This is a genomic window from Halodesulfurarchaeum formicicum, from assembly GCF_001886955.1.
Classification (GTDB): domain Archaea; phylum Halobacteriota; class Halobacteria; order Halobacteriales; family Halobacteriaceae; genus Halodesulfurarchaeum; species Halodesulfurarchaeum formicicum.
In genome coordinates this window covers 191303-217054 of sequence record NZ_CP016804.1, presented here as the reverse complement: position 1 = coordinate 217054, position 25752 = coordinate 191303, and the positions used below count along the sequence as shown (strand labels likewise).

The 25752-nt window shown below is 56.5% G+C and carries 24 protein-coding genes and 1 tRNA gene; 6 read left to right on the top strand and 19 right to left on the bottom strand.

From position 1 onward, the window contains the following. Positions 1 to 6: 6 nt before the first annotated feature. The 3 genes from mftC to mftA are packed head-to-tail and all read right to left on the bottom strand — an operon-like array spanning position 7 to position 1321. Positions 7 to 966, bottom strand: coding sequence for a mycofactocin radical SAM maturase (gene mftC / locus HSR6_RS01065; RefSeq protein ID WP_070364202.1), 960 nt, complete (start codon positions 964 to 966; stop codon positions 7 to 9). Next, on the bottom strand, positions 956 to 1201 hold the full coding sequence (gene mftB2, locus HSR6_RS01060) for a mycofactocin biosynthesis chaperone MftB2 (RefSeq protein ID WP_070364201.1): 246 nt from the start codon (positions 1199 to 1201) through the stop codon (positions 956 to 958). Before mftB2 ends, mftC begins: the two co-directional genes overlap by 11 nt. Continuing rightward, positions 1202 to 1321: a mycofactocin precursor MftA gene (gene mftA / locus HSR6_RS11335; RefSeq protein WP_198400422.1), complete on the bottom strand. Its 120-nt coding sequence runs from the start codon at positions 1319 to 1321 to the stop codon at positions 1202 to 1204. It lies immediately after the preceding gene. A 109-nt stretch (positions 1322 to 1430) separates the two neighbouring features. On the opposite strand from mftA, the gene HSR6_RS01050 reads away from it, so the two are divergent. Then, positions 1431 to 3344, top strand: a complete 1914-nt coding sequence (locus HSR6_RS01050; RefSeq protein ID WP_070364200.1) for an oxidoreductase — start codon at positions 1431 to 1433, stop codon at positions 3342 to 3344. A 2-nt stretch (positions 3345 to 3346) separates the two neighbouring features. Here HSR6_RS01050 and HSR6_RS01045 read toward each other — a convergent pair whose 3' ends face one another. The 11 genes from HSR6_RS01045 to HSR6_RS00995 all read right to left on the bottom strand — a co-directional run bounded on the left by HSR6_RS01045 (position 3347) and on the right by HSR6_RS00995 (position 16628). Next, positions 3347 to 4165 carry an SDR family oxidoreductase gene (locus tag HSR6_RS01045; protein WP_070364199.1) on the bottom strand — a complete coding sequence of 273 codons (819 nt, stop codon included), beginning with the start codon at positions 4163 to 4165 and terminating at the stop codon, positions 3347 to 3349. 10 nt (positions 4166 to 4175) lie between these two features. Then, complete coding sequence (locus tag HSR6_RS01040) at positions 4176 to 5039, bottom strand: hypothetical protein (protein WP_071932568.1); 864 nt, start codon at positions 5037 to 5039, stop codon at positions 4176 to 4178. Then, positions 5036 to 5326, bottom strand: coding sequence for a ferredoxin family protein (locus tag HSR6_RS01035; RefSeq protein WP_071932567.1), 291 nt, complete (start codon positions 5324 to 5326; stop codon positions 5036 to 5038). The genes HSR6_RS01040 and HSR6_RS01035 overlap by 4 nt, the downstream gene beginning before the upstream one ends. 110 nt (positions 5327 to 5436) lie before the next feature. After that, positions 5437 to 6744 (bottom strand): FAD-dependent oxidoreductase, encoded by a 1308-nt coding sequence (locus tag HSR6_RS01030; RefSeq protein WP_070364197.1) that lies wholly within the window; start codon positions 6742 to 6744, stop codon positions 5437 to 5439. Next, on the bottom strand, positions 6744 to 7754 hold the full coding sequence (locus HSR6_RS01025; protein WP_070364196.1) for an electron transfer flavoprotein subunit alpha/FixB family protein: 1011 nt from the start codon (positions 7752 to 7754) through the stop codon (positions 6744 to 6746). Before HSR6_RS01025 ends, HSR6_RS01030 begins: the two co-directional genes overlap by 1 nt. Continuing rightward, positions 7751 to 9739, bottom strand: coding sequence for an oxidoreductase (locus tag HSR6_RS01020; protein WP_199399065.1), 1989 nt, complete (start codon positions 9737 to 9739; stop codon positions 7751 to 7753). The genes HSR6_RS01025 and HSR6_RS01020 overlap by 4 nt, the downstream gene beginning before the upstream one ends. Before the next feature lie 187 nt (positions 9740 to 9926). After that, positions 9927 to 10745, bottom strand: coding sequence for a mycofactocin-coupled SDR family oxidoreductase (locus tag HSR6_RS01015; protein WP_070364192.1), 819 nt, complete (start codon positions 10743 to 10745; stop codon positions 9927 to 9929). 219 nt (positions 10746 to 10964) lie between these two features. After that, on the bottom strand, positions 10965 to 12479 hold the full coding sequence (locus HSR6_RS01010; protein ID WP_083258769.1) for an aldehyde dehydrogenase family protein: 1515 nt from the start codon (positions 12477 to 12479) through the stop codon (positions 10965 to 10967). A gap of 64 nt (positions 12480 to 12543) precedes the next feature. Continuing rightward, a complete protein-coding gene (locus tag HSR6_RS01005) occupies positions 12544 to 13353 on the bottom strand; it encodes an IclR family transcriptional regulator (protein ID WP_070364191.1) in 810 nt (269 codons plus the stop codon). An 807-nt stretch (positions 13354 to 14160) separates the two neighbouring features. Then, positions 14161 to 14715 (bottom strand): rod-determining factor RdfA, encoded by a 555-nt coding sequence (gene rdfA / locus HSR6_RS01000; RefSeq protein WP_070364190.1) that lies wholly within the window; start codon positions 14713 to 14715, stop codon positions 14161 to 14163. After that, positions 14712 to 16628, bottom strand: a complete 1917-nt coding sequence (locus tag HSR6_RS00995; RefSeq protein WP_148661790.1) for an archaea-specific SMC-related protein — start codon at positions 16626 to 16628, stop codon at positions 14712 to 14714. Before HSR6_RS00995 ends, rdfA begins: the two co-directional genes overlap by 4 nt. A 762-nt stretch (positions 16629 to 17390) precedes the next feature. Between HSR6_RS00995 and HSR6_RS00990 the strand changes: the two genes are divergently transcribed. Both HSR6_RS00990 and HSR6_RS00985 read left to right on the top strand, forming a co-directional pair. Beyond that, positions 17391 to 17585 carry a DUF1059 domain-containing protein gene (locus HSR6_RS00990; RefSeq protein WP_083258768.1) on the top strand — a complete coding sequence of 65 codons (195 nt, stop codon included), beginning with the start codon at positions 17391 to 17393 and terminating at the stop codon, positions 17583 to 17585. A gap of 81 nt (positions 17586 to 17666) precedes the next feature. Continuing rightward, on the top strand, positions 17667 to 17876 hold the full coding sequence (locus tag HSR6_RS00985; protein WP_070364188.1) for a hypothetical protein: 210 nt from the start codon (positions 17667 to 17669) through the stop codon (positions 17874 to 17876). Here HSR6_RS00985 and HSR6_RS00980 read toward each other — a convergent pair. Then, positions 17873 to 18622 (bottom strand): alpha/beta hydrolase, encoded by a 750-nt coding sequence (locus HSR6_RS00980; protein WP_071932564.1) that lies wholly within the window; start codon positions 18620 to 18622, stop codon positions 17873 to 17875. The genes HSR6_RS00985 and HSR6_RS00980 overlap by 4 nt on opposite strands. A gap of 80 nt (positions 18623 to 18702) precedes the next feature. Between HSR6_RS00980 and HSR6_RS00975 the strand changes: the two genes are divergently transcribed. Next, positions 18703 to 19827, top strand: coding sequence for a hypothetical protein (locus HSR6_RS00975; protein WP_071932563.1), 1125 nt, complete (start codon positions 18703 to 18705; stop codon positions 19825 to 19827). A gap of 45 nt (positions 19828 to 19872) precedes the next feature. Continuing rightward, on the top strand, positions 19873 to 20565 hold the full coding sequence (locus HSR6_RS00970) for an SDR family oxidoreductase (protein WP_070364186.1): 693 nt from the start codon (positions 19873 to 19875) through the stop codon (positions 20563 to 20565). A gap of 37 nt (positions 20566 to 20602) precedes the next feature. Here HSR6_RS00970 and HSR6_RS00965 read toward each other — a convergent pair. Continuing rightward, positions 20603 to 20678 (bottom strand) — tRNA-Cys (locus tag HSR6_RS00965). A 91-nt stretch (positions 20679 to 20769) separates the two neighbouring features. On the opposite strand from HSR6_RS00965, the gene HSR6_RS00960 reads away from it, so the two are divergent. Beyond that, the gene (locus HSR6_RS00960; protein WP_071932562.1) at positions 20770 to 21513 is read left to right on the top strand and encodes a ribonuclease H-like domain-containing protein; all 744 of its coding nucleotides are present in this window, start codon (positions 20770 to 20772) and stop codon (positions 21511 to 21513) included. Here the strand turns inward: HSR6_RS00960 and HSR6_RS00955 are convergent. Genes HSR6_RS00955 through HSR6_RS00945 form a run of 3 tightly spaced genes read right to left on the bottom strand, consistent with a single transcriptional unit; the run spans position 21510 to position 25726 of the window. Next, positions 21510 to 24218, bottom strand: coding sequence for a TRAP transporter permease (locus tag HSR6_RS00955; protein WP_071932561.1), 2709 nt, complete (start codon positions 24216 to 24218; stop codon positions 21510 to 21512). The two genes, HSR6_RS00960 and HSR6_RS00955, sit on opposite strands and share 4 nt — an antisense overlap. 5 nt (positions 24219 to 24223) lie before the next feature. Beyond that, positions 24224 to 24721, bottom strand: a complete 498-nt coding sequence (locus HSR6_RS00950; RefSeq protein WP_070364173.1) for a DUF1850 domain-containing protein — start codon at positions 24719 to 24721, stop codon at positions 24224 to 24226. A gap of 30 nt (positions 24722 to 24751) precedes the next feature. Continuing rightward, entirely contained in the window at positions 24752 to 25726 is a 975-nt protein-coding gene (locus HSR6_RS00945) for a TAXI family TRAP transporter solute-binding subunit (RefSeq protein ID WP_070364172.1), read from the bottom strand. Positions 25727 to 25752 lie beyond the last annotated feature (26 nt).

The window sequence follows — 25752 nt, the reverse complement described above, 5'->3', positions numbered from 1 at the left end:
TTTGGGTCAGTCACCGTGCAAAATCGAGCGTAGTTGAGGATCCTCTCCTTCTGAGTCCTTGCTACCCATCGCAACTGCTGGACATCCTTCGTGGTCATCGACGTGGGTCCCAAGAGAGGTAAGTTCGTCCCATGCAGTTTGGAAGCCGTCCGAAATGACGTTGCCCGATTTTACTTCCGGCCATTGAGTGAACGCACAGGGGTACACATCCCCAACGGGATCGACCAAGCAAGTCATAGACCCGGCTCCACATTCTTTCAAAGTCTCGTTTCGAACTTCACCCATTGCGTTCAGGTAAAAGAACGAGTCGCCTGTTCGAACATCAGGGTGATCGCTCAACCAGGAATGCAGGTACGTGATCTGATCAGTGTCCAGTCGAAGCCTATCCCAGACATCTTCACCACGTCCGCTGGGGCGGAACCGGTTGAGGCGAAGACCCGCTCCATAACTCCCCGCTAGCTCGTATATTTCGTCCAAATCGTGGACGTTTTGGCTCGTGACAACCGTATTCACGGTGGTCCCAATATCTCGTTCTGCAAGTTCAGAAAGCGTGTCTAGAACAGAATTAAAAACACCATCCCCACGTAACGCGTCGTTTTCTGGCTGAAGTCCGTCCAGACTCACCTGCAGGTATAAGGGGTCCATCTCTTCCAGCCGATCCAAAACGGTCGCGTCCAACTGTGTTCCATTGGTACTCACACAAGTAGAGATTCCCCGATCCGTGAGATCAGCGAGGAGTTCAAGGATGTCCGGTCTAACAAACGGCTCACCCCCACCAATATTCACCTGGAAGATGTCCATCTCGTCACACTCCGCGATGAATTCCTTTGCCTCGGCAGTAGACAGTTCGTCAGACGATTGCTGTGCGGGGCCACTCCCGGAGAGGCAATGATCACAGTGCAGATTACAGCCAAACGTGACTTCCCACGTGATCGTGACCGGTGAGCGCAACGGGCTACGTGACATATATATACCCCTTTTTTCGAGCGACTTCGATTACCTCAGGAGAAAATTCATCCTGGAGGGCTTCCAGCTCGATAGCTGACCGATCCTCAACATACTCCAAACACGAAATGATGCGCTCGTCGACTGTGCTCAGCGTCGCATCCTCGTAGCCGTAATTTTCGTGGTCATACACGAGACCATACTCGTCCTCGCGCCGATATTTGATGTACTCAGGCTTCGATACGGTCTTTCCCATTCAATAAACTCCGCAAATCCCGTCAATCCGGAGTTCCTCTTTCACCAGGTCGCTTTCGATCTCCGGCGGTTCAGTGTCGGCAGTTTTCGAGCTTTCAGTTTGAGGGGCTGCTTTTGACATCATTTAACGTTAGTCCGGTGCAAATACTTATAATTTGTCACCAGCGCCCGATCCGGCGAATAATAGAATACCCTCAATACTCAAGTTGGTCGGTTCACAATGGCACTGTATGGACCTACAGCAAGAGGTCGAGATTGTGGGGACACCCATATCCAATCGAGCGGTCTTCCGTGCGGTTCGAACAAATCTGGCCGAAAATGGGCACCCGACCGAGGAGCTCAATGAACATCTGGCGGCTCGCGCTCGAGGTGGGGTCGGCCTGGTGGTCGGTCCAGCCAAAATGTTGGTCGATTCGTCTGCCAGCGGGCCTTGGTTCGTGGATGCGTATGATACGGATGTTGTCCCCGCACTTGAGGAAACTGTCAGAACGATTCACGAATCGGGGGCAAAGGTTTTCGGGCAACTCACACACCCCGGGGCTGAAGCGACTGGTGATTGGGAAATGCAAGCACAACTTGCACCCTCTGCAGTGGCCTCGGATTCAACCTACGAGATGCCGACGCCGATGAGCCACGACGATATCGAAAGACTCCAGCGCTCATTCGGGACCGCGGCGAAAAACCTTTCAAACGCAGGATTTGACGGTGTGGAGCTCGCTGCAGGCCCGTATTCGATTCTCAGACAATTCCTCTCACCAAAGTTCAACGTTCGCGAGGACGAGTATGGCGGTTCATGGGAAAATCGGGCTCGGTTCGTGACCGAAGTACTCGATACAGTCTCGAAAGCAGTCGATGAACCTGTCGGACTGCACCTCTCGTTGGCCGAGATGGAATATGGTGGATACGAGTATGAAGACATTCCGGACCTACTCAATGCGATTGACGGATTTGACTATCTCTCTGTCACTGTCGGAACCGCCTCGACGTACACACAGGGGCACAGTGGAATTGGAATGGATTCCCCCGGCCTTGAATCTGGCATTGAAACAGTTTCGGACATCGTCGATGTCCCACTCATCGGCCGATCCCCGCTGACGACTGGAGACTCAACAAGAGATCTTCTCGACGCTGGTGCCGATCTGGTGAGTTTTACCAGACAACTTCTTGCGGACGAAAATACGGTTCAAAAGCTCCAGGAGGGAGTTCGGCCAAAGCAGTGTATCAAGTGTAATCAGAAATGCCTTGAGGGAGTGTTTGCAGACGCTCATGGCGGACACGTGGAATGCGTAATCAATCCCCGAACAGGGAGGGAAGCGGAACTTGACCCGATTCAATCACTCCCGGAAGTCAATTACAAACAAAACATTCTGGTGGTTGGTGGGGGGCCTGCTGGAATGCGGTTCGCAACAGTTGCCTCCCAACGCGGACACAATGTTACGCTCCGAGAGAGAAAGGACAAGCTTGGTGGCCAACTGACGGTCGCTGCACAGGGAATACTCTCACCCATCGAACGTGCATTAGAAGACCTCAAGTCGGACCTCATCGAAACGGAAGTAGCAGTTGAAACGGGGCAAGAGGTGCGTGCAAAAGACATCTCAAATGAATGGGACGCCATCGTCGTCGCAACTGGCGCGCCGATTTCCACGAAGGAAGGATACGATTTCGAAGAAAAAGTTGTTGATGCCGTCGATGTTCTTCAGGGCGAAGAGACGGCAGATGAGGTACTACTGATCGACGAGAATCGGTGGATTATAACCATGCAAGTCGGCTTGGAACTCGCCCGCCGGGGGACTGATCTGGAAATAGTCACCGAAGACCACTATCCAGGTTTCCGAACCGAACAGCCCAACCTCCCGACGATGGTTGCCAGCCTCCAAGCACAGGGGGTCGATTTCATCGGGAATCACGAAGTGGATGAGATCACAGACGACGGGACAGTAACGATGCATCACATCTATTCCGGCACAACCCAGTCCCGAAAACCGGAGACCATAGTGTATGCGGGACGACGGAGTGCAAATGAATCGCTTTACTTGGAGCTCTCAAATGGCCACGACGACGTGTACCGGATCGGAGACGCGGTGTCACCGCGTAAATTAGATCGGGCGTATTACGACGCTGAAGATCTCGCCCGGCGGCTTTAGAATTACTTTGCCGTCATTCCTGCATCGATAGGAAGGACAGCACCAGTCACGGCACCGGACGCATCACTCGCAAGCCAGAGATGCGCTTCAGCAACGTCTTGCGGGTCGAGCAGGTTCCCATCGAGGAGATTCATCGGGCCAACGGGGCCCGAAATTCTATCGAAGGGTTCGGTCCCGAGTGATTCGACCATTTTTTCAACCATTGGCGTATCGATTCCGGTCGGACTCACTACATTGGCCCGGATCCCATATTCGCCGAGTTCAAGCGCCAGTGATTTCGTAAATCCGATGATCCCGTGTTTTGACGCCGAGTAATGGGCAGACCAAGCCGCGCCCACTTGCCCCAAAATCGAGGACGTGATTACGATACTCGCCTGTTTCTCGTGCTGAATTGCTTGTCTGGCGATGTATTTAGCCGACAACCAGGCACCTTTCAAGTTAGTATCGATGACCAATTCGAATAGCGCCTCGTCAACGTCAGCAAACGGACGACTGTCCCAGACACCAGCATTAGCGGCCAAAAAGTCGATATGACCAAATCGATCAACCCCCGTTTCGACAGCGTCTCGAACGGCTGAAGCATCACGCACGTCAACTGGAATTACGAGTGCCTCAGAACCAGTATCACGAACCAAATCAGCAGTTCTCTCAAGATCTGCCCTGGTACCAAGATCGTACGGAAGCGTTGAAATCTCCGAGCATATGTCGGTAACAATCACGTCTGCACCTGCCTCAGCGTACCGTTCTGCGGTCTTCCGACCAACGCCACGAGCGGCCCCCGTCACGAACGCAACCCGGTCATCAAAGTTATACTGAGGCATCGTCGTTCAATTAGAGTACCTCATTGGCCTCAAGGTACGACACTACTTGATCGATTGCGTGCTCCGGCGAGTCGTCGATTATTTCCCCAGCGGTTTGTTCATCCGAATCTGTATCGCCCATGATCTGGTGGATTCGCTGTTCGACGGACCCGTGCCGTGGTGGTGCCCCATGACCCACACGCTCGTACGCGTGGATGTCACGGACACTAAGGGAACCAATACTCATGGAAAAGCGCGATTCCCCGGGCACAATCTCGTCCAGTGGAAGCGTTCGAATGGACGCTCTTTGGGCAGCGAGTACAGAGTCCATAGATCCACGTGAGGGGTTGGCAAATCCGGAATCGATCCCCAAAACAACGGGAGTATTGAGACCAACTATCTCCTGTTCACCCAACGCGACACGTCGTTGAACGAGGAGATCATGGTCGGACTCGTAGTGACCATCAACGTCCTCCGTGCCGATTCCGGTCACGCCCGTTGTTGATCGCCATCCCAGATCAGCTGCTGTGGTTGTGATCACCTCGATATCCATCGTCGGTGCCTCGTCACCGATGAATACTGTTTCGGGCTCCTCCTGCTCAATAACCTTTCCGAGAACCGTCCCATATTTTTCCCCAATCGGGTCTTCGATGGGGTCATACTCGACATGAATGGCTTCATCAGCACCCGCCCGTAGCCCCGCTTTGACAGCGTCTTTTGCACGTTCATCGCCAATCCCGAGAACGGTGACATGCTCCGCGTGCTGTTGGGCAGCTTCGAGCGCCACCAGATCTGTCTTGTTCGCTAGCCAGCGTCGGGTTTGCACCCCCTCAGACTCCGTGTCCGGGAGGACCTTGTGCGGAGCGGGGCGGATTGGAACGATTGCGTTCATCATCCTAGATCGTACTCCACTCCTTTACCACCATCAGGCTTCGTCCACGAAACGGCTCCCCGATCCGGATCGTTGGCACAGAAAACCATACAGGAACCGCATTCGATACAGTGCTCGTACGAGAAGTAGATCCCACCTTCCCGCTCTTCCTGGTAGTCAAAACACTGTGCTGGACAGAGATGCAGACACGGTTTCTCCTCACAGTCGACACACTCGGAGTTATCGACGGTAATGTGTCCCTCTTCTCCCACATCCCATTCGACTGTTTCCAGATCTTTTTCTACTGACATTGGTGTTCGCCTCCATTGAGCCGGACGGTGGTAGTTCCTTTTGTACGCATGTCTATCCGGTGAATAACTCCATCGCCGTTTGTAGTCTGTTGTATGTGGAACATAGTTTGTCAAAATGACCGTACCGCTTTCCATCCATCTGCCAGTACACCTCGCAACTTGATATCTCGCTTGCGCAAACTCCGCAGTGCTTGGCGCCAGGTCAGTCCCGAGGCGTCCCCACTCGTCGAGAACGTGTGTTCGAGGACCTCGCGAGCGACTGCCGGATACTCGTCGAAGAACTTCTCGTTCTCAACCACCGACGGGATTCCCCTATGTTGTTTCATCTCGGTCATCACATAGGAGTTGTTGAGAAGTTTATCGTACCGCTGGCCAAAGCTATCCCAGTCCTGATTTTGATCGCTACCGATCGCCGCCTCGGCGGCACACATCCCGCTCTTAATACCGAAGTCCAACCCTCGGAACGTGAACCCCTTGTTCAGGGTCAGGCCGGCGGCATCACCAACGAGGCTAATTCGGTCGTCGTATCGTTGGGGGAGGTTGGAGTACTTGTACTTCGGCACGAGGATTCCCTGGTATTCAGTAGTTGAACCCCCTTCGACGAGTGGTTTGACCGCCTTGAGCTCTTTGAACCGGTCCAAGAGATCATACAACGGGGTGCCGCGACCACTATAACCCTGCTTTCCATACTTTTCGAGGGAACTCATGCTCGCGACGGCACCGACCGCAATACTCGATTCAAATGTATAGAGGAAGTATCCGAGCCCAGGGACCCCTTCAGGAAAGCCTTCGAAAGCGTATGCGGCACCTTCGCCAGGTTCCAGGTTGAAACGCTCATTGATTGTCGACTTATCGAGATCGATCACGTGTTTGACGGACTGGCCAACGTTTTCATTCCGGACTGTTTCTCGGATCCCAGCGACGCGACCAACTGTGGTGTTAACTCCGTCCGCACCAACGACGGCCTTGCAAGTGAGGTCTCCCCCAGTGCGATCTGTTTCGACGAGAACTTCCTCGCCTCGTTGAGAAACATCCCGAACTGTCGTTTCCGGAATGAACACGGCACCCTTCTCCTCGGCTTTCTTCACGAACCATTGGTCAAACCGCCCAACCTGGATCGTGTAATTGGGCTCGTCGAGAATGGCCGGATCCCGATAACTGATCCCAATAGACGTGCCTTCGTTGAGGATACGAACGTTATGCTCTACGACATGTCTCCCAAGCGGGGCCTGATCCGGGAACTCTGGGACCAACTCGCTGAGCACGTCCCCGTAAAGAACGCCACCGGTCACGTTCTTCATCCCAGCCTCTTTCGCCCGCTCAACGAGGGCGACGTCGATGCCGTGTTCGGCGAGTTTGTACGCTGCTGCAGTCCCCGCTCGCCCGGCACCGACGACGATTACGTCAAAGTCGACCATCACTCCTCACCCCTTGGTTCTTCAGCGTCGCTTGAATTAGTAGCATGCGTTGCTTGGATAGCTTCGGTTAGTTTCGGTCCATACGTTTCGAAATCACCCAAAACCCCAATATCCGCCATATCGAAAACGCGAGCGTTGGGATCGGTATTAATTGCCAGAATATGTTCCGCCTGGACGTCGTCCAAGTGATAGGGATCACCGGAAATGGCAACAGGGACATACAGGTCCGCATCAACAGACTTGCCCGTAACACCGATCTGCCGGTCGTGGGCAACCCACCCCTCATCGACAAGTGGTCGAGACGCTCCAACAGTCGCATTGAGTGAGTCAGCAAGGGATCGGATAACCTGGAAGTCATCACGACTTTCGAGGCCGTCCCCACCTGCCACAACCACTTTTGCTTTCGAGATGTCCTTTTCGGGGACTTCTATTGTCCGGAGCCGTTCAACGCCCTCTTCAGCCACTCCTTCGACTTCGATGCTGTGTTGGACAGGGGGCGTTTCTGCTCCGCTACTGGGTTCCGGTAGCCCATCCATGGAGAGTGAGGCGACAAGCGGACGGTTCTCAACCTCAAAGGTCACGAGGGCTCGTTTATCAAACACTGGGCGATGCCCGATCAGTTCACCGTTTTTCACTTCGAGCAGTGAATCCAAGAGACCAGCCCCACCTGTTGTGGATGCAAGAGTAGCTGCCATTTCGTCGCCGTCAGGGGTGCTGGGGAAAAAGACCCCGAGCGGATCTCGGTCAGTTACGATGTCCTGTAATGCCCGCACGCGGACAGACACAGTGGTGGTACTCGGTTCGAATTCACCGGAGCGTAATCGAAGGGTCAGATGCTCATCTGCGGCGGATACATCGAGTTCCGACATGTCGTGAATGCCGTCCATCGTGATCACAACCACATCGACATCCGAATCGCTGGTCGCTTCCAATCGTTCTTTGAGTCGCTGGGCTTCACCGAGGACCGAACATCCATCCCACTCCGGAACGACGATCAGTTGTTCACTCATAGTTCTCGGGCCAGTGTTTCACCGTCGTAAATTGCTTTATCCACCAGGCGCGGTGCCACGCTGTCTCCAATCGAGTGGACTGGAATGTCTACCTGGTCTCTCAATTGGTGGGCGAAATCGTCCCGTGCTTGGCGGCGATTCGCGACAACCAGCGAATCGGCTTCGATCGACTCGATCTCCTGTGAGTAAACGTTCATTGCCTGGACTAATTTGTCCTCGTACCCGACCACCGTGGCGTGCTCTTTGGTCTCGATGTTCAGATCAACCAGGGATTCAAGGAATGGAGGAACGTTCGATCCCTCTAATTGATCACCGGGGTGGTACGATGTCGTGACAATGGTGACATCGTGACCCTCTTTTGCAAGCTGCTCTGCCACGCCGACACCAGTGGCATGCTTGTTCTGGTCAAAGACAACCACGGAGTCACCAACAGATTCTCCCTGTAACACGTCCCACGAGCGATACACATCCTCTCCTGGAAGGTCGGGAGATTGCTCAGTAGCCCCCGTCGCAGCAACAACAACGTCCCAGCCGCCATCGACATCTTGCGGAGAAACTTGAGATCCAGTTTCGACGCTCACGTCCCGGGTTCGAAGTCGGTTTTCGAGGTTCCTGACAACGTCGCCAAACTCGCGCCGGGCCTCGATATTCGTCGCGATGTTTACTTGGCCACCAAGTTCAGCTCGCTTTTCGTGGATGGTAACATGATGGCCGAGATCCGCGGCAGTTACAGCAAAGGACATCCCAGCCGGACCCCCACCAACGACCAGGACCTCTTTGGGATCATCCACTTCCGGAAGATCAACTAGCCGGTCCATTTCAGTTTCGCGGCCCGAGCGCGGCGTTTGGATGCAACCGATATGGCCTTTGGTGTTTAGGCCGCCGAGGCAGTTCTGATTGCACGCTATACAGTGAGTGATTTCGGAATCATTGCCCCGTTCGGCTTTTCGAACCGTTTCGGGATCCGCAATCAGTTGTCTGCACATCCCGATAAAATCGGCTTTGCCCTCCTGTAAAAGATCTTCAGCCTTTGTCAGATCATTGATTCGGCCAGCGGCAATAACTGGGACATCAAGAATACTTCGAGCATCCCCATAATACTCTTCAGTATACCCCAGTGGTGCATGCATCGGAGCGTCCGTCACGTATAGCTTTGAAATCGTAGCGATATCCGAATCGAGAAAGTCCACACTCGGATGCAGCCGTCGCATGACCGCTACTGCATAATCGTAGTCATAGCCACCGGACTCCATCTCGTCGAGAGTCAGCCGGACACCAACTGGAAAGTCCTCGCCGACGCGGTCTCTGATGACCTCGATCACTTCGTTCAGGAGGCGAACCCGGCCATCAACGTCGCCTCCATACTCATCACTGCGGCGGTTGTATTTTGGCGATATGAATTGTCGAAGCAACCCATCATGACCGACCTTCAGCTCGATGCCGTCGATGCCGCTTCGCTTCACGTGTTCTGCAGTTTTTGCGTACCCAAGCTTGACCTCTTCAATGTCCGACTTCTCCATCCGCTTTGGCATCTCATAGCCAAAATTCGACGGAACCGCAGACGGAGCCCACGTCTCATGCATCGCATGTTCACCAGTATCCTCGCCCCCAGTATGTTGAAGTTGAGCGAAGACCTTTGAATCGTGACGATGGACGGCCTCGGCTATTTCCTCTAGCCGTGGTATAACCGCTGGGTCATAACCGGACGCATACGTCGGGTTAGATGCTGTCGGGTGGACAAGCATGCTGGACGGCCCCATTATGAGACCTGCCCCACCACGAGCACGCGCTTCATAGTAGGCCGCGTCACGTTCAGTTGGTAATCCATCCTCCGCAAACCCGGTTTCGTGGGCCAAGAATACCGTCCGATTGGGTATCTGGACGTTGCCGATACGTCTTGGTGTGAATAGTAGCTCGTTCATTTTTCTGGATGGACGCCTGGTTCCCGGCGCCGAGATCCTCGTTTCCGAGTAGAGTACCCCCATTAATGAAATTTCCCCTGGTCGACCGTCGGCTTGTGCGTCTCACGGATACGCCAGGGCTTTCGCCCAGCCCTGGACAAGAGGATGGGATTGAGGGGTTGTAGAAAGGCTCGTTCACCGCAACCAGAGCGGACGAACTCGGAAACCGACGGATGGGTGTTCGGGTGCGTTCGGTCGACTTAGGCAGAAATCACTTTGCCATCAACCCAGCGTCCACGGGAAGCGCGCTACCGGTTACGTAGCGTGCCGCGTCACTCGAGAGCCACAGATACGCCTCACTGACGTCTCGCGGTTCGACCGGCCCTTCGTCCATAACGTTCCATTTGCCAGTGTACTCTTCGAGTTCATCAATGGAGTCCTGGCCGTGTTCCTCGATAAGCATCCGGGTCATCGGGGAATCGATGCCGGTGGGTGAAACACAGTTCACATTGATGCCGTATTCACCCAGTTCGATGGCCAATGAGCGAGTCAGGCCGACGACGCCATGCTTTGCAGCCGTGTAATGTCCACCGCGATAGCTCGCACCGTGGCCAGCGGTCGACGCCGTACTGACGATCTTGCCACCTTCGCCACGTTCGACCATGTGCTGGGCCACATATTTACTCGGCAGCCACACACCCTTCAGGTCGATGTCGATCATCTCGTCCCATTTCTCCTCACTCATCTCGTGGAGGAAGTCGAGGTTCCAGATGCCGGCGTTGTTCGCCAGAATATCGATGTGACCAAAGTGGTCAACAGCTTTCTCAACGGCAGCCTGAACCTCCGCGTCGTCGCGGACGTCCATCTCGATCACCAACGCTTCCTGGCCCTCTTCCTCGACCAACTCAGCGGTTTTTTCCAGATCTTCGCGGGATGAAAGCGGGTAATCAGAGGTCTCCACGTCCTCACAAATGTCGGTGACGACGACGTCGGCCCCGTTTTCTGCGTACGCTACTGCATGCGATCGTCCTTGACCACGAGCCGCGCCGGTGACGAACGCGACCTGGCCGTTGAAATCGTATTCTACCATGGGCTGTTATGGTAACACCATCTCTCGATGGGCGGGAGATAGTGTCTCACCGCGGGATGTCCCCTGTTACCTTCATTCCATTCGAGAACCTTACTATGCATAAATTTAACCCTCACAAATCGGAGATGGCATAGCCCGTAGTAAATCAAAAACAGCGCCCGGCCAAGCGGTGCAAACGTCCCGGTCCCTCTACTCTGAGCAGTGCATCCACGTTCGGGACTATAGATCGGGGTCTCCCAAATTAACGTACACGGACTTGGTCTGCTGGTAGTGATCAAGTGCTTCTTCGCCTAGGTCCCGCCCAATGCCGGAATCCTTGAACCCGCCATAGGGAGCATCAGGGAGTATGGGACCGTACTCGTTGACATAGATTAGTCCTGCTTCGAGGTCAGCTGCCGCATTGTGTGCGATGTCAGTCGATTCAGTCCCTACCCCTGCTGCAAGCCCATACCGGGTGTCATTGGCAAGTTCAATCGCTTCTTCATAACTATTGAACGTTTGAATCGTCTGGACGGGGCCGAAGATCTCCTCCTGGGCAATACGCATCTCATTGTCTACGTCCCCATAGACAGTTGGTTCAACATACCACCCGCCACTGATCTCATCGGCATCGGGTGTGCCACCACCCGTGAGGAGATTTGCTCCCTCGGACGATCCGATATCTATGTACGATGTCACAGTCTCAAACTGCTCCTTGGAAGTTAGGGGACCCATGGTAGTCTCCTCCAAAAGCGGGTCACCAAGCTGGTAAGATTCGGCCTTCTCCACAAACCGTTCCGTGAATTCATCGACGATATCTTCGTGAACGAGGGCGCGTGAAAAGGCATCACAGATTTCGCCAGTGCTATAGAAGATTCCGGATGCGACGGCGTCGACAACCTTGTCGAGATCCGCATCGGGGAAGACCAGGAACGGCGACTTCCCACCAAGTTCCAGCGTAACTGGAGCAAAGTGGCCTGCAGCAGCCTCCATGATTCCCTTTCCAACCCCAGTACTCCCGGTAAAGGAGACCTTTCGGATGTCCTCGTGCTCGGTCACTGCTCCACCGGTTACCGAGCCGGTCCCAGTAACGACGTTAATCACCCCGTCGGGTATCACGCCTGCTGATAGCTCAGCCATTCGGACCGTAGTCAACGGGGTGGTGGCAGAAGGCTTCAGGACCGACGTGTTGCCAGCGGCGAGGGCTGGGCCAAGTTTCCAGGCAGCAGCCCACATTGGGAAGTTCCATGGCGTGATCTGACCAACCACGCCATACGGTTCACTTCGGGTGTAGGTGTGCACGTCGTTACGGGCCGGCACCTGTTTTCCACTCTGCGTGCGAGCCAACGATGCATAATATTCGAGAGTATCTATCGCACCCAGAACCTCGCCCCGGGCATCACCGATCGGTTTGCCAGTGTCGAGTGACTCGAGAAGGGATAGCTCCTCAATATGGTCCGTTAGAACGTCGATCCAGTCAAACAACATCTCGGAGCGGTCGGCGGGATTGGTATTCGACCACTCCTCGTCATATGCGTCCCAAGCCTCGGCGACGGTGTCGTCGACGGTGTCAGAATCGAAGAGCGGGACTTCCACGATGGACTCGTTCGTCACCGGGTCCCGAGTTTCGATAGAGTCGTCAGTCTCAACGTGTGATCCGCCTACCCACGCATTAAATGAGCTGACCTCAGTTGCCCACTCCTGTGCGTTGGCATGCCTCTCTCTAACGGAGTCGCCCATATCACTGGGTTCCATGGGATTATGTTCTAACCAGGTTGTCCTTAATCTTTGTGTGTGGAAAACAGAAGCACGGTAACCACTAGAGTGGTGCTTCCTCCGCCAATGTCTGCTCCAAGGAATCCACCACAGCGATCAGTTCGTTCGGTATCTTTTCCTGCAGAACCACCCCATCAACTCGGTAAGCGGGGCCGGAGACACTGAGCGCCCCCAACACTCGCCCATCGGGACCGTGAACTGCTTTACCGATACTGCGCATGCCCTCTGCATACCCCTGGTCGTCCACAGAATACCCTCGCTTTGCTACCTGCTCTAATTCCTCAAACAGGGCAGATTGGGAAGTGATCGTGTACTCTGTCTTTGCTGGAAGGCCCCATTTATTGATGATCTCATTGACGCGTTCAGTTGGATATTCGGCCAAGATAGCCAAACCAGACGCTGTAGCGTGAATATAATAGTACGAGCCGATCCTCGCACGATACTCTTTCGACGGGGGCCCGTCCGATGGCTCCTCGTATTTCACCCATTTGTGGTAGGACTCCTCGATTGTCGTCACACGCCCGTGGTCCTCGACGACAAAATCACATTCCTCATCCGTCCGTTCAGTGAGTTCCCCAACTGCGTTTTTGATATGCTCGAACCCAGGCCACCGCTCCCTAGCGTACTCGCCGAGATTTAAGAATTTCAGACCGATCTGGTATGTTCCGCCCTCTTTGATCAGATAGCCGGCTTCCTCCATGGTATGAAGATGCTTGTGAGCGGTGCTCTTTGCAATATCTAAGGACGAAACAATCTCGGAAAGCCGTGCCCCATCTAACTCCTTGATCGTCTCGAGAATCCGAATAGATAATTGAGTCGTCTTGACCCGGTTATACTCTGAACCATCGGTCATAGTGTATCTAACTCCAAGCATTGGTAAAAATGTTCGGCATCCGTAAACCTCCAGATCCAAGACCGACAGGGTTTCTAGACGGAGAAATTCCGAGTAGGGGGTTGATTTCGGGTCTATGTGCAAGGTCGATTCGAAAACGACGTGATGGCTAGCAGCATGAATCGGGTCGCAAAAACTCAACCCGTTTGTGTTCCTAAAAATCGAACTTTTAAGTTATTTGCAGACAGAAGCGGGTGGGAAACCTGCTCTAGTATCCACAATAGCGTCTGTTGGACTGAATGAACGCCTGAAAGCGGATTTGTCACTATTGGCCGACACTGACCAGTGTTGGTTCCCCCAGGCGGGTCAAATTACAGTTTTTTAGTTTTTCGGAGCTATAATTTTTATTCGTGAGATTAATGGGGGCTAATTATCACATCACGCTTGGCCTGGTCCTCGCTTATAAGCGGGAGGTTCCCAAGGACGGAACAAACGGTAATCCAGGAACCCGCTATTTGGAAGCTAGATTGTGGAATTAGCGTGGTGCTTTATACCAACCCTCATGTTGGGTGTTGGTGTCGCACACACCGTTCGCAAAAATCGAATCGGCATCGACTCTCGCAATGCCAACCGCCGACTAACGAGGTCATCGTAAAACTCGAAGGCCAAATCTATCCAAGCTTAGTTTGGATAGAGTTTGGTGACCGGGACCAGAACATTTTATCCAATCTAAGGTTGGACAAAATAGGCCCTTCCGAGCCCTTCGGACACCCGAAAGGAGACCCCCCACTCAAAATTGGTACCCCTGAATTACCGACAGCGCCGCTATCAAGACGCGTCCAATTCGCGAAAGTACTCCTCAATCCGTATGGATTCCCCCGTTTCGTCGTTTATCAGACGAAGATCCGTATGGATATCCCATTTTTCGCCATCAAAATCATCAACGGTCTCGAGGATCTCAGCAATTATCGATTCTTCCCGGTTTAGAACTCCGCGGATGTCAGTGAGCACTTCGTCATGGGTCCGTGATTGCCGCTGTCGGGAGGTGTCTATATTGAGGACTCGATTCAAATACGATCGAACAGTCATATGTTCGACCCAGTCTTTCCGTAATTCCTCAATGTCGATGCCTTCCTCGCTTAATCGTTTCCGGAGTTCAGTCTCGGTTCGTTTGGAAAATTCATCGGGCTCGTTAAATACCCGATAAACGTGGTCGGGTGAAAATGGTTTGTCCTGAAAGAATTGGCGGGCGATCTCTATATTCACGTACGCCGCTAGATCCCGAAGCGCCTTGTTTTCGGTTACATATTGGTGTTTTAGCTCGTCATCAAGCCCCTCAAGATCGTATTCCTCTTTCAGTCGCTGGATCTTGAGTTTGCTCATGACTGAACTTCAAAGGAAGGGGCGGTGATCGTTCGTTTCTCGATCGCAGCTGCCTCTTCTGGAAGGAGAGCCACAATAAGGTATGGGGCATACTCACTGATGTACTCCAGCAAGGCTTCTAATCGAGTTGCGTCAATCACCTCTACAGAGTCAAATAACATCAGCGGGATCTCCTTATCGAGCCCATGAACAAAATATCCAGAGACCGAGATCATGATTCCGATGATTTCCCGTTCAGACTCAGATAGTGTCGAAAGTGAGTCTTCATATACGGAGCCATCTTCAGCTTCACGGACCACGTGAATCGCGAATTCAGCCGCTTCTGGCCCGTTCTCCACGATACGCTCCAGCCAGACACGTGATATATTTTCATATCCTAAAATGTCAATCAGATCTTCCATTTGCCCATTGAACTGATCGACAAGGTTCTGTTCGATTTGTTTGATCTGACCTCGTGTCTCGTCTAGATCCTTTTTTACCTGGCGCAATTGCCTTTCTACGTCATCCTTGTCCGCAATCGTCGCCTCGAGATCCTCGATTGTTTCTTCGACTTGCTCTAGCTGTGCCTCTTTCTGTCCCCTCTCGTGTTGTAATTGGTTCAGGCGCTGGTACGCATCAGGAAGCTCACTTTCCCGAAGTTCTTCCGTGTTTGCCACTTGCTCCTGCAGGTCCTCAACCTCCTCTCGGAGGTTTTCAGCACGGGCATTTAGGTCGGCGAGTGATTCCGTTTCGGCGTCAATAGCGGAGTTGGTGTCCCGGAGTTCGTCTTCAAGCTGATAGCGTTCCCTTTCATTTTCTTTAATTGAAGATAGCTCCGACGTAACCGACTCGAGCTCCTGCCGGCGCTTCTGTAATTGCTGATGTGTTTGTTTTCGTATGTCTTCCAGCGTTTCCATTCGAGATTCGATCGTCGAGCGTTCAACTTCACTCCCACATGTCCAACACTCCACCGTCGACCCGCTTGGATCGATCTGGCTTACCACCGTCTCGTCCGTTTCAAACGAATGAACCACTTCATCATCCTCGAGAACTGATCGATTGTGCGATATAATGTCGCTCAGATCAGTTACCGTGCTCTGCAATTCGCTGATTTCAGAATCCAAGGCTTCCCGCTTGGTTTGTAATTCGGAACGCCGTTTGTCGGAAACTGTAATTTCCTCAAGGTCTGCCTCGATCGATTGCCGCTCTTGTTTTAGTTGCGATAGATTTTGTTCCGTGGCCTCGATTCTATTTTCAACACGCCGCAAATCTTCACGACGATCTTCAAGCGCGTCGAGGACTTCTTCAGCCGCATCAATCTCATCGGCTGTCGCTTTGTACTCCTCGATATTTTGTTCAACCTCCTCGATTGTTTGCTCTATTTCATGTAACTCAGACTCGAGGCTTTGTTGACGGCTTTCTTTCGCGGGCAATTGGGCCTGTGCACGTTCAATCTCATCAAGTTGCGATTGGAGTGAAGTTCGACGCTGTTTGAGGGACTGTATTTCCGATTTGATTTCAGCAGTATCCACCCCGCTCATCAGAATATCTCTCAAGCCGGTGCCCCCGCTTCGAATAGCAGTCCGAGCAGGGTTTGTCGAGAACAGCGACACGTAATTATCGACCAACTCTGATTTGTCAGTAAGCGGATCACCCGTTCGAATCACTGACCCATTGGTTCGTTCATAGTTACGGCTCACAGATTCACCATCAAACGACAGCGATACATATCCTTCAGTAGAATCCGTTTTGAGAGTGCCTGCTGATTGATCAGCTCCCAATGCGGCAGCTACCGACCGAAGAAACGACGTCCGATTTGTTGCGTTTTTCCCCGACAAAATATTGATTCCGGGAGGAATTGCGGTGGTTAGTGAATTTATCCCACCGAGATTTTCTATTTCGATCTGGATAGAGCCACGACTTGAATTACCCATACGTGAGATATCTGTGCTGTGGATACTAAGATTTTCCCAAAACAGGATTCATACGCTAACGACGGGTCGGGCCACAAAAAACAGAGTGGACCTTTCAAATTTGTAGTGAAAAAACTTACCCCCCACGCAAGACGCCAAACCAAAATTTGCTAACCGGTAGGAAAGACGACCAGAATTTGTTTACAATAAATTTATAGTTAATCAAATACCTATAAATTCTATTAATAAAGTACAGGGCAAAAAGAGACCGCAACCCGGCCGACCCGAAACCACTTCGTTCGGTTTCGATTGTTAATAATTCTCGAATATAAATTTAAAGGTAAGGTTTTATTTGTCTAAAAATTTGGTTTTTAATTATAATAGAGCAATAACCCCCATAGTATTTTGTTTTTCTACATTGTATTTCAAAGTTTGTTTAAGTCATTGTTTTCCTATGCAAAAACGGCATTCTTTACCCGTTTAACGGGTTTTAGCCGAGTTTCCGAGTGTCGTTCTTGCTTTTTTCCGCCTTCCATCAAAACGGCCCTCCTCATCATAGAACATCGAACGTACCAATTTACGAAGTAATATTTTACAGTTATATTTCATTTTGCATACATAACGGACCACCACTGAAATAACCCTCTCCCGCTAATTCAACGCACAGTTCAACATTACTTGCAGAAACGAACCTGAGATAGATACTGCCGAACCGATTTGAAAGATCCGTCTGGAAAAACCCGCTCTCTCATACCAAATCACGTGGGCCGTCTCCCTAACCCCATGTCCCTCATTGTCTCGCTTGCAATGTCACAACAGGTCGAGTGCATCGTCGACGGCTGTCACGGTGTCTGTGAAGGCGAAACGGAAGAGGAAGTACTGAGCGAGGTCGAAGCCCACGTACAGGAGGCCCATCCCGACCTCACACTCGACGAGGAGACAGTCGGCGCTGTCAAAGCCGAGATCGAGACGGTCTAGAAGGAATCCCCCGGCTGGGTCCCAGCCAGATTTTTCGTGGCAACCGGTTCTCATTAGGCCCTGGTCCGTGTAGACGAAGGTATGACAGACACGGACGAGGACCTGCCGGCACTCACGATCACCTGTGAAGCCTGTGGGACCGAGACCAGCGTCCCCTTCGACGAGGTCGAGGCGACGATCGAGGCGCACAACGAGCGCCAGCACGACGGGGAGCCGGTCGCAGAGATCGATCCCGCCGTGAAGTCCCGGCTCCAGGACCTGCTCGCCGAGGAGATGGGGCTGCTCGACTAGCCCCTCGCCACGAAGAATTCGACGAGGGCCGACTGCAGACGCTCGTGTGCAGTTTCCCGTGAAATCGTCGCCGGACTGTCTCCCGGCTGGCCCGCGTAGCTCCCGAACTGCGTGTGATTGAGCCCCTCGATCCGATAGATCGTGGCGTTTTCCGGAAGTCGCTCCGGGCGAAGCGCCGACCGATCAGTCCCAAGTACGGTATCCCGAGTCCCGCCAACCGAGAGCACGGAGAGATCCGTGTCCGCTATCGAGCGGTCACAGTACGAACCGAAGAGGACCACACCCTCGACCCACTCGGGGTTCGACGCAGCGACACGACAGGCCATCGCACCGCCCAACGAGTGGCCGCCGACGTACCACTGCTCGATCTGGGGGGTGGCCGCCCGGACCGACTCTGCCATATTCGGTTCGAGGACCGCCAGGTTCAATCGCGGCCGGGGAACGAGCACGGCGACATCACTTTCGGCCACGACCGGGCCCATGACAGGCACGTAGGCACTCGGATCCACGCGGGCACCGGGGTAGAAGACCAGCGCAGCATCGGGTGCAGTGTCGACGGGGGTGATAGCGTAGCCACCATGGAACGAAGTCACGTCGATCGCGGGGTTGGCTGCTGTTGCCTCGATGGCTCCCGGCGGGGCCGTGTACGGCGTTCCGGCGAAGCCAACCAGGAGCGCAGCGGCAACGACGACCAGGCCGATCACCCAGACGCCGAGTCGTTCCCAGTCCACGCGGTCGCGGCGCATAGCGGTACTTCGACGCCGGTCGCCAAAACCCTACCCCGGACGCGGGCACATTGAAGTAGCCCGGCCGAAAACGAACCACTATGAATCCCCCGCGTGCCGTTGTCCTGCTGCTCGCACTCGCGATTGCGCTGAGCGGAGGGGCGGGCGCGGTCGACGCTGGAGTCCTCGAGACGGCAGTCACTGGCCCGGCCGCGGCCACGACCGTCGACGGGACCCAGTACGTCTGGGCCGGGGAAGCCCCCGACGTCACGACGACCGTCGCGACCCCTGTCTTCGAAGACGAGCGGGACTATCGCCACTATTCCGTTCGAGTAACCGAAACGCGGGACGAACACGTCGGCCCCGGTGACGAGGCACTCGCCAGCAAATCGATCGTCCTTCGGGAGGTCGACGAGCAGTCCCTCACGCTAACCCTCCCCGACGACGCGCTCGACGAGCCGGGCCCCGACTCGGTCGTCGTGGGCTTTTACGACGCGACCGGGGCCCTGATCGATAGCAGCGAAGTCACAGTCACCGTGCTGCGAAAGACGAGCGATCGGGACGGAGATGGACTGCAGAACAGCCAGGAGATCGGCGGCCCCACTGACTTCCGCGATCCCGACACTGACGAGGACGGCCTCGAAGACGGGCCCGAGGTGACCAAATTTGGTACCGACCCGACCCAGAAAGACACTGACGGGGACGGGATCGACGACGCCCGCGAGCTCCGGGTCGGGAGCGATCCGACAGAGGTAGACACGGACGGCGACGGGTTGGACGACCGCCGGGAGATCGAGGAGCTGCCGACGGACCCCGCGCTGGCTGACACGGACGGCGACGGTCTCGACGATCGCCGCGAACTCGATCTGGGTACCGACCCGACCGAGCCAGACACGGACGACGACGGGCTGAAAGACGCCCAGGAACTCGAACTCGGGACCGACCCGACCGATCCGGACACCGACGGGGACGGGCTCCCCGACGGCTGGGAACTGGAACGGTTCGGAACCGATCCGCTCACGGCGGACACCGACGGCGATGGGGTAACAGACGGCCAGGCGGCGGGCCACCCACCGGCAGCGTCCGGTGAGAGCGGTGACGGGCAACCGGCCGCGTCGAACTGGAGCTTTCCTGATTCCCTGGAGAGTGGCTGGGTCGTCCCCGTCACCGGACTCGTCGGAGCGATCGCGATCCGACGAGTCTTCGAGTGGGCCACGTTCCGGTAGTGCCGGAAGGCGAGTGCTCAAGGGGTTTTCCGCGGTAGCTAGCCCATGAGCGAATTCACCGCGGTACTCACGGGTGCAAGTCGGGGCATCGGTGCCGCCGTCGCCGAAGCGTTCGCGGGGGCTGGCGGCCAGCTAATTCTCGGGGCTCGCGAGAAATCGGCCGTCGAGGACGTCGCCGACGGGCTCGATGCCGAGGCCGTCGCAGTCGACGTGCGCGACGAGGATTCGGTCAGCAACCTGCTGGCAGTCGCCGCCGACAGGCTGGGCGAAATCGACGTGCTCGTCCCGAGTGCGGGGGTCTATCACGGGCCGTCGGGGGCGACCCCGCTCCCGGCCGAGTCCTACGAACGGTACGACGACCACATGGCGACGAACGCCAGAGGCGTGTTCGCCACGATTCGCGAGGCCGTTCCCCACCTGGCCGCGGACGCGCGGGTGCTCGTTCCATCGGGAAAACCTGCCCGGGTGGCGACTCCGGGAACCGGCTCGTACGCCGTCTCGAAGGCCGCCGCGGAGGCCATCGCGCGGGGGTTCGCCGCGGATCTCGATCAAGTAGTCGGAATCGTCGATCCGGGACAGGTGCAGACCGAGCTCACGGGCAAGGACTTCGGGCGGCTGCCCGCGGACGTGGCCCCGATGTACGTCTGGGCGGCGCGTGAGGCACCCGCCGAGACCATCGACGGGCAGGTCGTCGGCATCAAGGCGTGGCTGCGGGCGACCCGGGGCGAGAAGGAGTGAAAACCCATCGAGAGCAGTCTTGGATTTAAACTAAGGAAGCCAAGGGCCGGATTTGAACCGGCGATGGGCGGCTCTGCAGGCCGCTGCGTTAGGCCGGACTCTGCCACCTTGGCGCAGTCGATGCTACTCGATTGGAGGGGTTAATCATTGCGGTCCGAATCCGGACCCGCGAAGCTTTTCATCTCCTCAGGTGTAGCTACGGGCGTGCGAATCGAGCAGAGTTACATTCCGGTTCGGGGGGTCGGGGAGAAGACCGAGCGCTCGCTCTGGGCCGAGGGAGCGACCCACTGGGATCGCTTCGACCCCGACTTGCTGGGCGAGAAGACCGGGGCCCGCGTCGAGGACTTCATCGCCCGGGCCGAACCGCGGCTCGAAGCCGGTGAGGCCACCTTCTTTGCCGAACAGTTCCCCGACTCGGCACAGTGGCGGCTCTACGAGAATTTCCGTGAGGAGACGCTGTTCCTGGACATCGAGACCACCGGGCTGGACAAACGGCGAAACGTCGTGACCACAGTCTCGCTTCACCAGGGCGGGGAGACGACGACGCTCGTCCGTGGCCGGGATCTTACCGCCGAGCGGCTTCAGTCACATCTCGAAGACGCCGCACTCTTGAGTACGTTCAACGGCGCGCAGTTCGACGTGCCATTTCTCGAGACGGCCTTCGACATCGCCGTCGATGTCCCGCACCTCGACCTCCGATTCCTGAGCCAGCGACTGGGACTGAGCGGCGGGCTCAAAGAGATCGAACGGACAGTTGGCATCGAACGTGACCGCCCCGACATCTCGGGCCGGGACGCGATTCGACTCTGGCGGGAGTACGAACGTGGAGACCAAGCTGCACTCGAAACACTCTGTGAATACAACCGCGCGGACACGGTCAACCTCCAGACGCTTTTGGAGATCGTCGTCACCCGACTCGACGAAGACGTCTGGCCCGAGTCGGTCTAGGCCGTCGGTTCCTGCTCCAGGCTCCAGTCAACGCGGCGATTCTGAACGAGGAGGACCACAAACAGCAGCAGTCCGATCGCCCGAAGGCCGAGATCAATGGACGTGGTAACCGGAATCGGTGCCATCCCGACAGTCGTGATGGCATCCGAAATCGCCGTCACGAGGAGTCCAGGAGCCATCAAGAGGAGGGAACTGAGTGCAAACCCCGCCCGCTTGAGTCGCGAGACCGGCGCGTAGAGGTGGCCGATGACCGTCGCCCCGAGTGCGATCACGCCCAGGAAGAGCCCGAGAACCGGCACGAGCACCTCGGGAATCGAGTAGGTGAGATCGAGAAGGTCGGCACTGTTGAGCACCCGGTAGGTCTTATCCGAGTCCGGCACCTCGACCCCGGTTCGCAGGAGCAAGATCCCCGGCGAGAGGATGAAGGCAAAGGGCACGACGGCCTTGTTGAGCGAGAGGGAGAAGGCCTTCACACCGGTTTCGAAGGCATCAGACTGGGCCACGCCCGAGGCGGCGTAGGCCGCGACTGCGACGGGAGGCGTGATGTCGGCGATCACGCCGAAGTAGAGGATGAACAGGTGAGCGGCCAGCTCGGCAATGCCGAACTCGACGAGGGCTGGCCCCAGAAGCGAGACCAAAATGATGTACGTGACCGTCGTCGGCATCCCCATCCCGAGGATGATCGACGCGACAGCGGTCATGAGCAGCATGAGCACGAGCGAGCCCGCGGCCAACTGAGTAATGAGCGAGACCAGGTTCGGCCCGAGCCCGGAGACGCTGATCACCCCCGGGATGATCCCGGCTGCGGCGACCGCGATGACCACCGGCACCGCCGTGCGGGCGCCCGAGTCCATGGCGTTCCCGGTGTAGGCGATGTATCGGAACAGCTGATTGTCGGCGAGCGATGGGCGACGGACCGCATTCGACACCGTTCGGGCCGCCGAACCCACGTCGGGGTCCAGGGACAGCAGCGGAGCGCGCATCCCCGGGTGCGTGGCCATCACCAGGAACCCCGCGATGATCGTGTACCAGCCCAGGTTGCCGATCACCCGCCCGACGGCCACCTGCAGGCTCACGCCCCCGAGTGGGCCAGTGATGAGAAGTCCCAGCAGGTCAGTCCCGAAGAGGACAAACGAGACGAATTGAATGGCGGCAACCCCAGCGACGGTCGCCGGAAGCAAGAGCCGGGTCTGGTCGTTGTACGCCGCGACAAGGGCGAGTAACGCGCCGATCGCGAGGATGGTGAACCAGGCTGACCGGGCGACCGAAAGCCGCTCGATGATGAGATAATAGAGCAGCAAGAAGAGTGGGACGAGGTAGAACCAACCCCGCCGAAGATGGTCCCCCACGTTGACGAGTTCGCTCTTGTCGAGGCCGCCGACGCCGGCCCGGACCGCTTCGAGGTGGACCATCACCCACACGCCGAAGAAGAACACGATCGCGGGGATCGTCGCCACGACGATGACGTCCGCGAAGGGCGTGGCCGTATACTGGACGATGAGGAACGCGGCTGCACCCATGACTGGCGGAAGGATCTGGCCGCCCGAGGACGCCGCCGCTTCGACCGCGCCCGAGAACTCGGGGTCGTACCCCGAGCGCTTCATGAGCGGAATAGTGAACGTGCCCGTCGTGACCGTGTTGGCGATCGAGGAGCCGGAGATCGTACCCATGAACCCACTCGCGAGGATCGAGGCCTTCGCGGGCCCGCCGGTCCGCGTGCCCGTCCCCGCGTACGCGAGATCGATGAACCACTGGCCGGCCCCGCTCTTCTCCAGGAACGCACCGAAGAGGATGAAGATGTAGATGAACTGCACCGAGACGGTCACCGGGATGCCGAAAACCCCATTTTCGGTATTGTACCACAGGTTCTGGATGATCGACTCCCAGGAGAGGTTGGGAATCGAGAGAATGCCGACGTAGGCGGCGTCCTGAGGAATGAAGTGTCCCCACCGAGCGTAGAGAATGAAGGCTGCGACGATGAGCATCAGCGGGAGCCCGATCGTCCGCCGGGTCGCCTCCAGAACGAGCAGCACTCCGATGGCGCCCAGGACGAAGGCGTATGATATCTCGGCGCCCGGCAGCGCTTGTGCGACCGATTCCAGAACGGGAATCGTCTCGAAGAGGAGGCGAAACGGGAACACCTCGTAGTAGGGGCTCCCCGCTCCGAGCCCGAACACGCGCATGTTCTGGATCTCACTGTACTCCGCGAGGAAGTACACCGCGCTCAGCAGTGCCAAAATCGAGAGGACGACGTCCGCGGGGGTGAGTCGCTTCTGGTCGGGATCGTAGAACGCCCAGTGGAGCAGGCGGCGGATCCCGTCCTGCACCCGGCCTACCGGGTTGTCCGGCCCGATCCGGGTTCGGATCCCCGAGTCGAGCCGCCCGAGCCACCGGGCGACGAATCCCTCCCCGGTGCTCGGTGGATACAGGAGGAAGGTCAAGACGAGTGCGAAACTCACGTGGACCGCATTCGCCTGCAGCAACTGGAGACCGACGAGGCGTACCTCGCCGATGATCGGCAGGGGGAGATCCCAATAGAAGCTCTTTGCGGCCAGCATGACCTGGAAGATCGAAAACGAGATCCCCACCGCGGCGACGACGAACCCGAGCCACCCGGTGACAGATCGCTTTTGCTGGAGCTCGTTGATGAGCTCGTCAGTCTCGGGCGCCGGTTCCGCGTCGTCGGTTGTCTGGGGTTCGCTCATCAGGCTCACCGACCCACGAGGAGTCTTGTTAGGGGCGTCGTTCTGGTTACCCGAATATGCACCGAATTCGCATCGGCCCGCTCGACCAGATCGTACGTCCGATCACCGACCGTGAGCGTGTGATTCGCGATTCGGCCCGGCTTGACGGTGATCGACTGGTAGGATTTGTCCGGTTCGAACACGAAGACGCCGTCCTCCAGCGTGACGTTCGCCCCCGCCGGGAGGCCCCAACCGTAGGATTCGAACTCCATCCGTGTGTTGGCAAGTGACATTCCTCGGACGGTATACTCGTCGTAAACCCGGGTCTTCTCGACGCTGTGCATGTATTCGAGGCCAACAGTCGTTCCGTTCGAAACCGAGTCCGCGATGATCACCTCGCCAGAGTCGACTCGTTCGACGACGAGGGTTTTCTGCGCCGGCGTTCCAAGGGCCAGTCCGATCGCTGCGAACACGACGATCGCGACCAGTACCCATCGGCGGACCGACCAGTCAGGCAGGTTCATGCAGCGAAAGCCGTCGGTGGTTCGAGGGCGTTACCCGAAGTACGCCGCTGCGCCCTCGTGCAGCTCGATGGACATGCCGTCCTGGGCGCTCTCCTTGGAGATGAAGTCGGTCTTCGTGGAGAGGGCGTCGACGTTGTCGAAGATAGCCGCGGTCACCGTCTCGACGGCGTCCGCGTCGAGGCCGGATCGGGTCGCGATCATCGCCTGGACGGCGACGGTTTCGACGTCCGACTCGACGCCCGAATAGGTGCCACCAGGGATGGTGTCATCGGCAAACCAGGAGGCCGCGTCCTTGACCGCCGCGCGATTGTCGCCGGCGATGGGGACGATCTCGATGTCGTTCGTGTTCGCGAGGTCCTCGATGGCCCCGACCGGCCACCCACCGACGACGAAGGCGGCGTCCACATCACCGTCACGCAGCTGGTCGGCCGCCTGCCCGAAGGAGGCGTTCTGCTCGTCGAAGTCCTCGATGCCCACTGCCTCGAGGATCTGCAGGGCGTTGACCTGTGTTCCGGACCCGAGGTCCCCCGTGTTGATCGTCTTGCCTTCGAGATCCGACAGCGTCGAGATGCCGGACTCCGCGAGCGTGACGACCGTGATCGTTTCGGGGTACAGTGTCGCGACCCCCTTGAGGTTCTCGACCGGACTGCCGTCGAAGGCGTCGATCCCGGTCCCGTTCTTGGCGAAGTAGGCGATGTCGTTCTGGATCAGCGCGAAGTCGGCGTCACCACTCTGGAGACTGCCGACGTTCTCCACGCTCGCGCCCGTGGACTGGACGTTGAGCGAGTAATCAGTGTTGTCCTCGACAACCGTCTTGAACTCGTTCGAGAGCGGGTAGTAGGTCCCGCTGGTGCCACCTGCGTGCCAGGAGAAACGCGTGGTTTCCTCCTCTTCAGTGGTGGTCCCCTCCCCGTTCTCGCCGTTTCCGGCACAGCCAGCGAGCGCTACCAGGGACGCGCCACCGGCAGCCTGAATGAATCGTCGTCGACTCGTGTTGCGTGTCATACGATAACAGACAATACTGCCTCGCA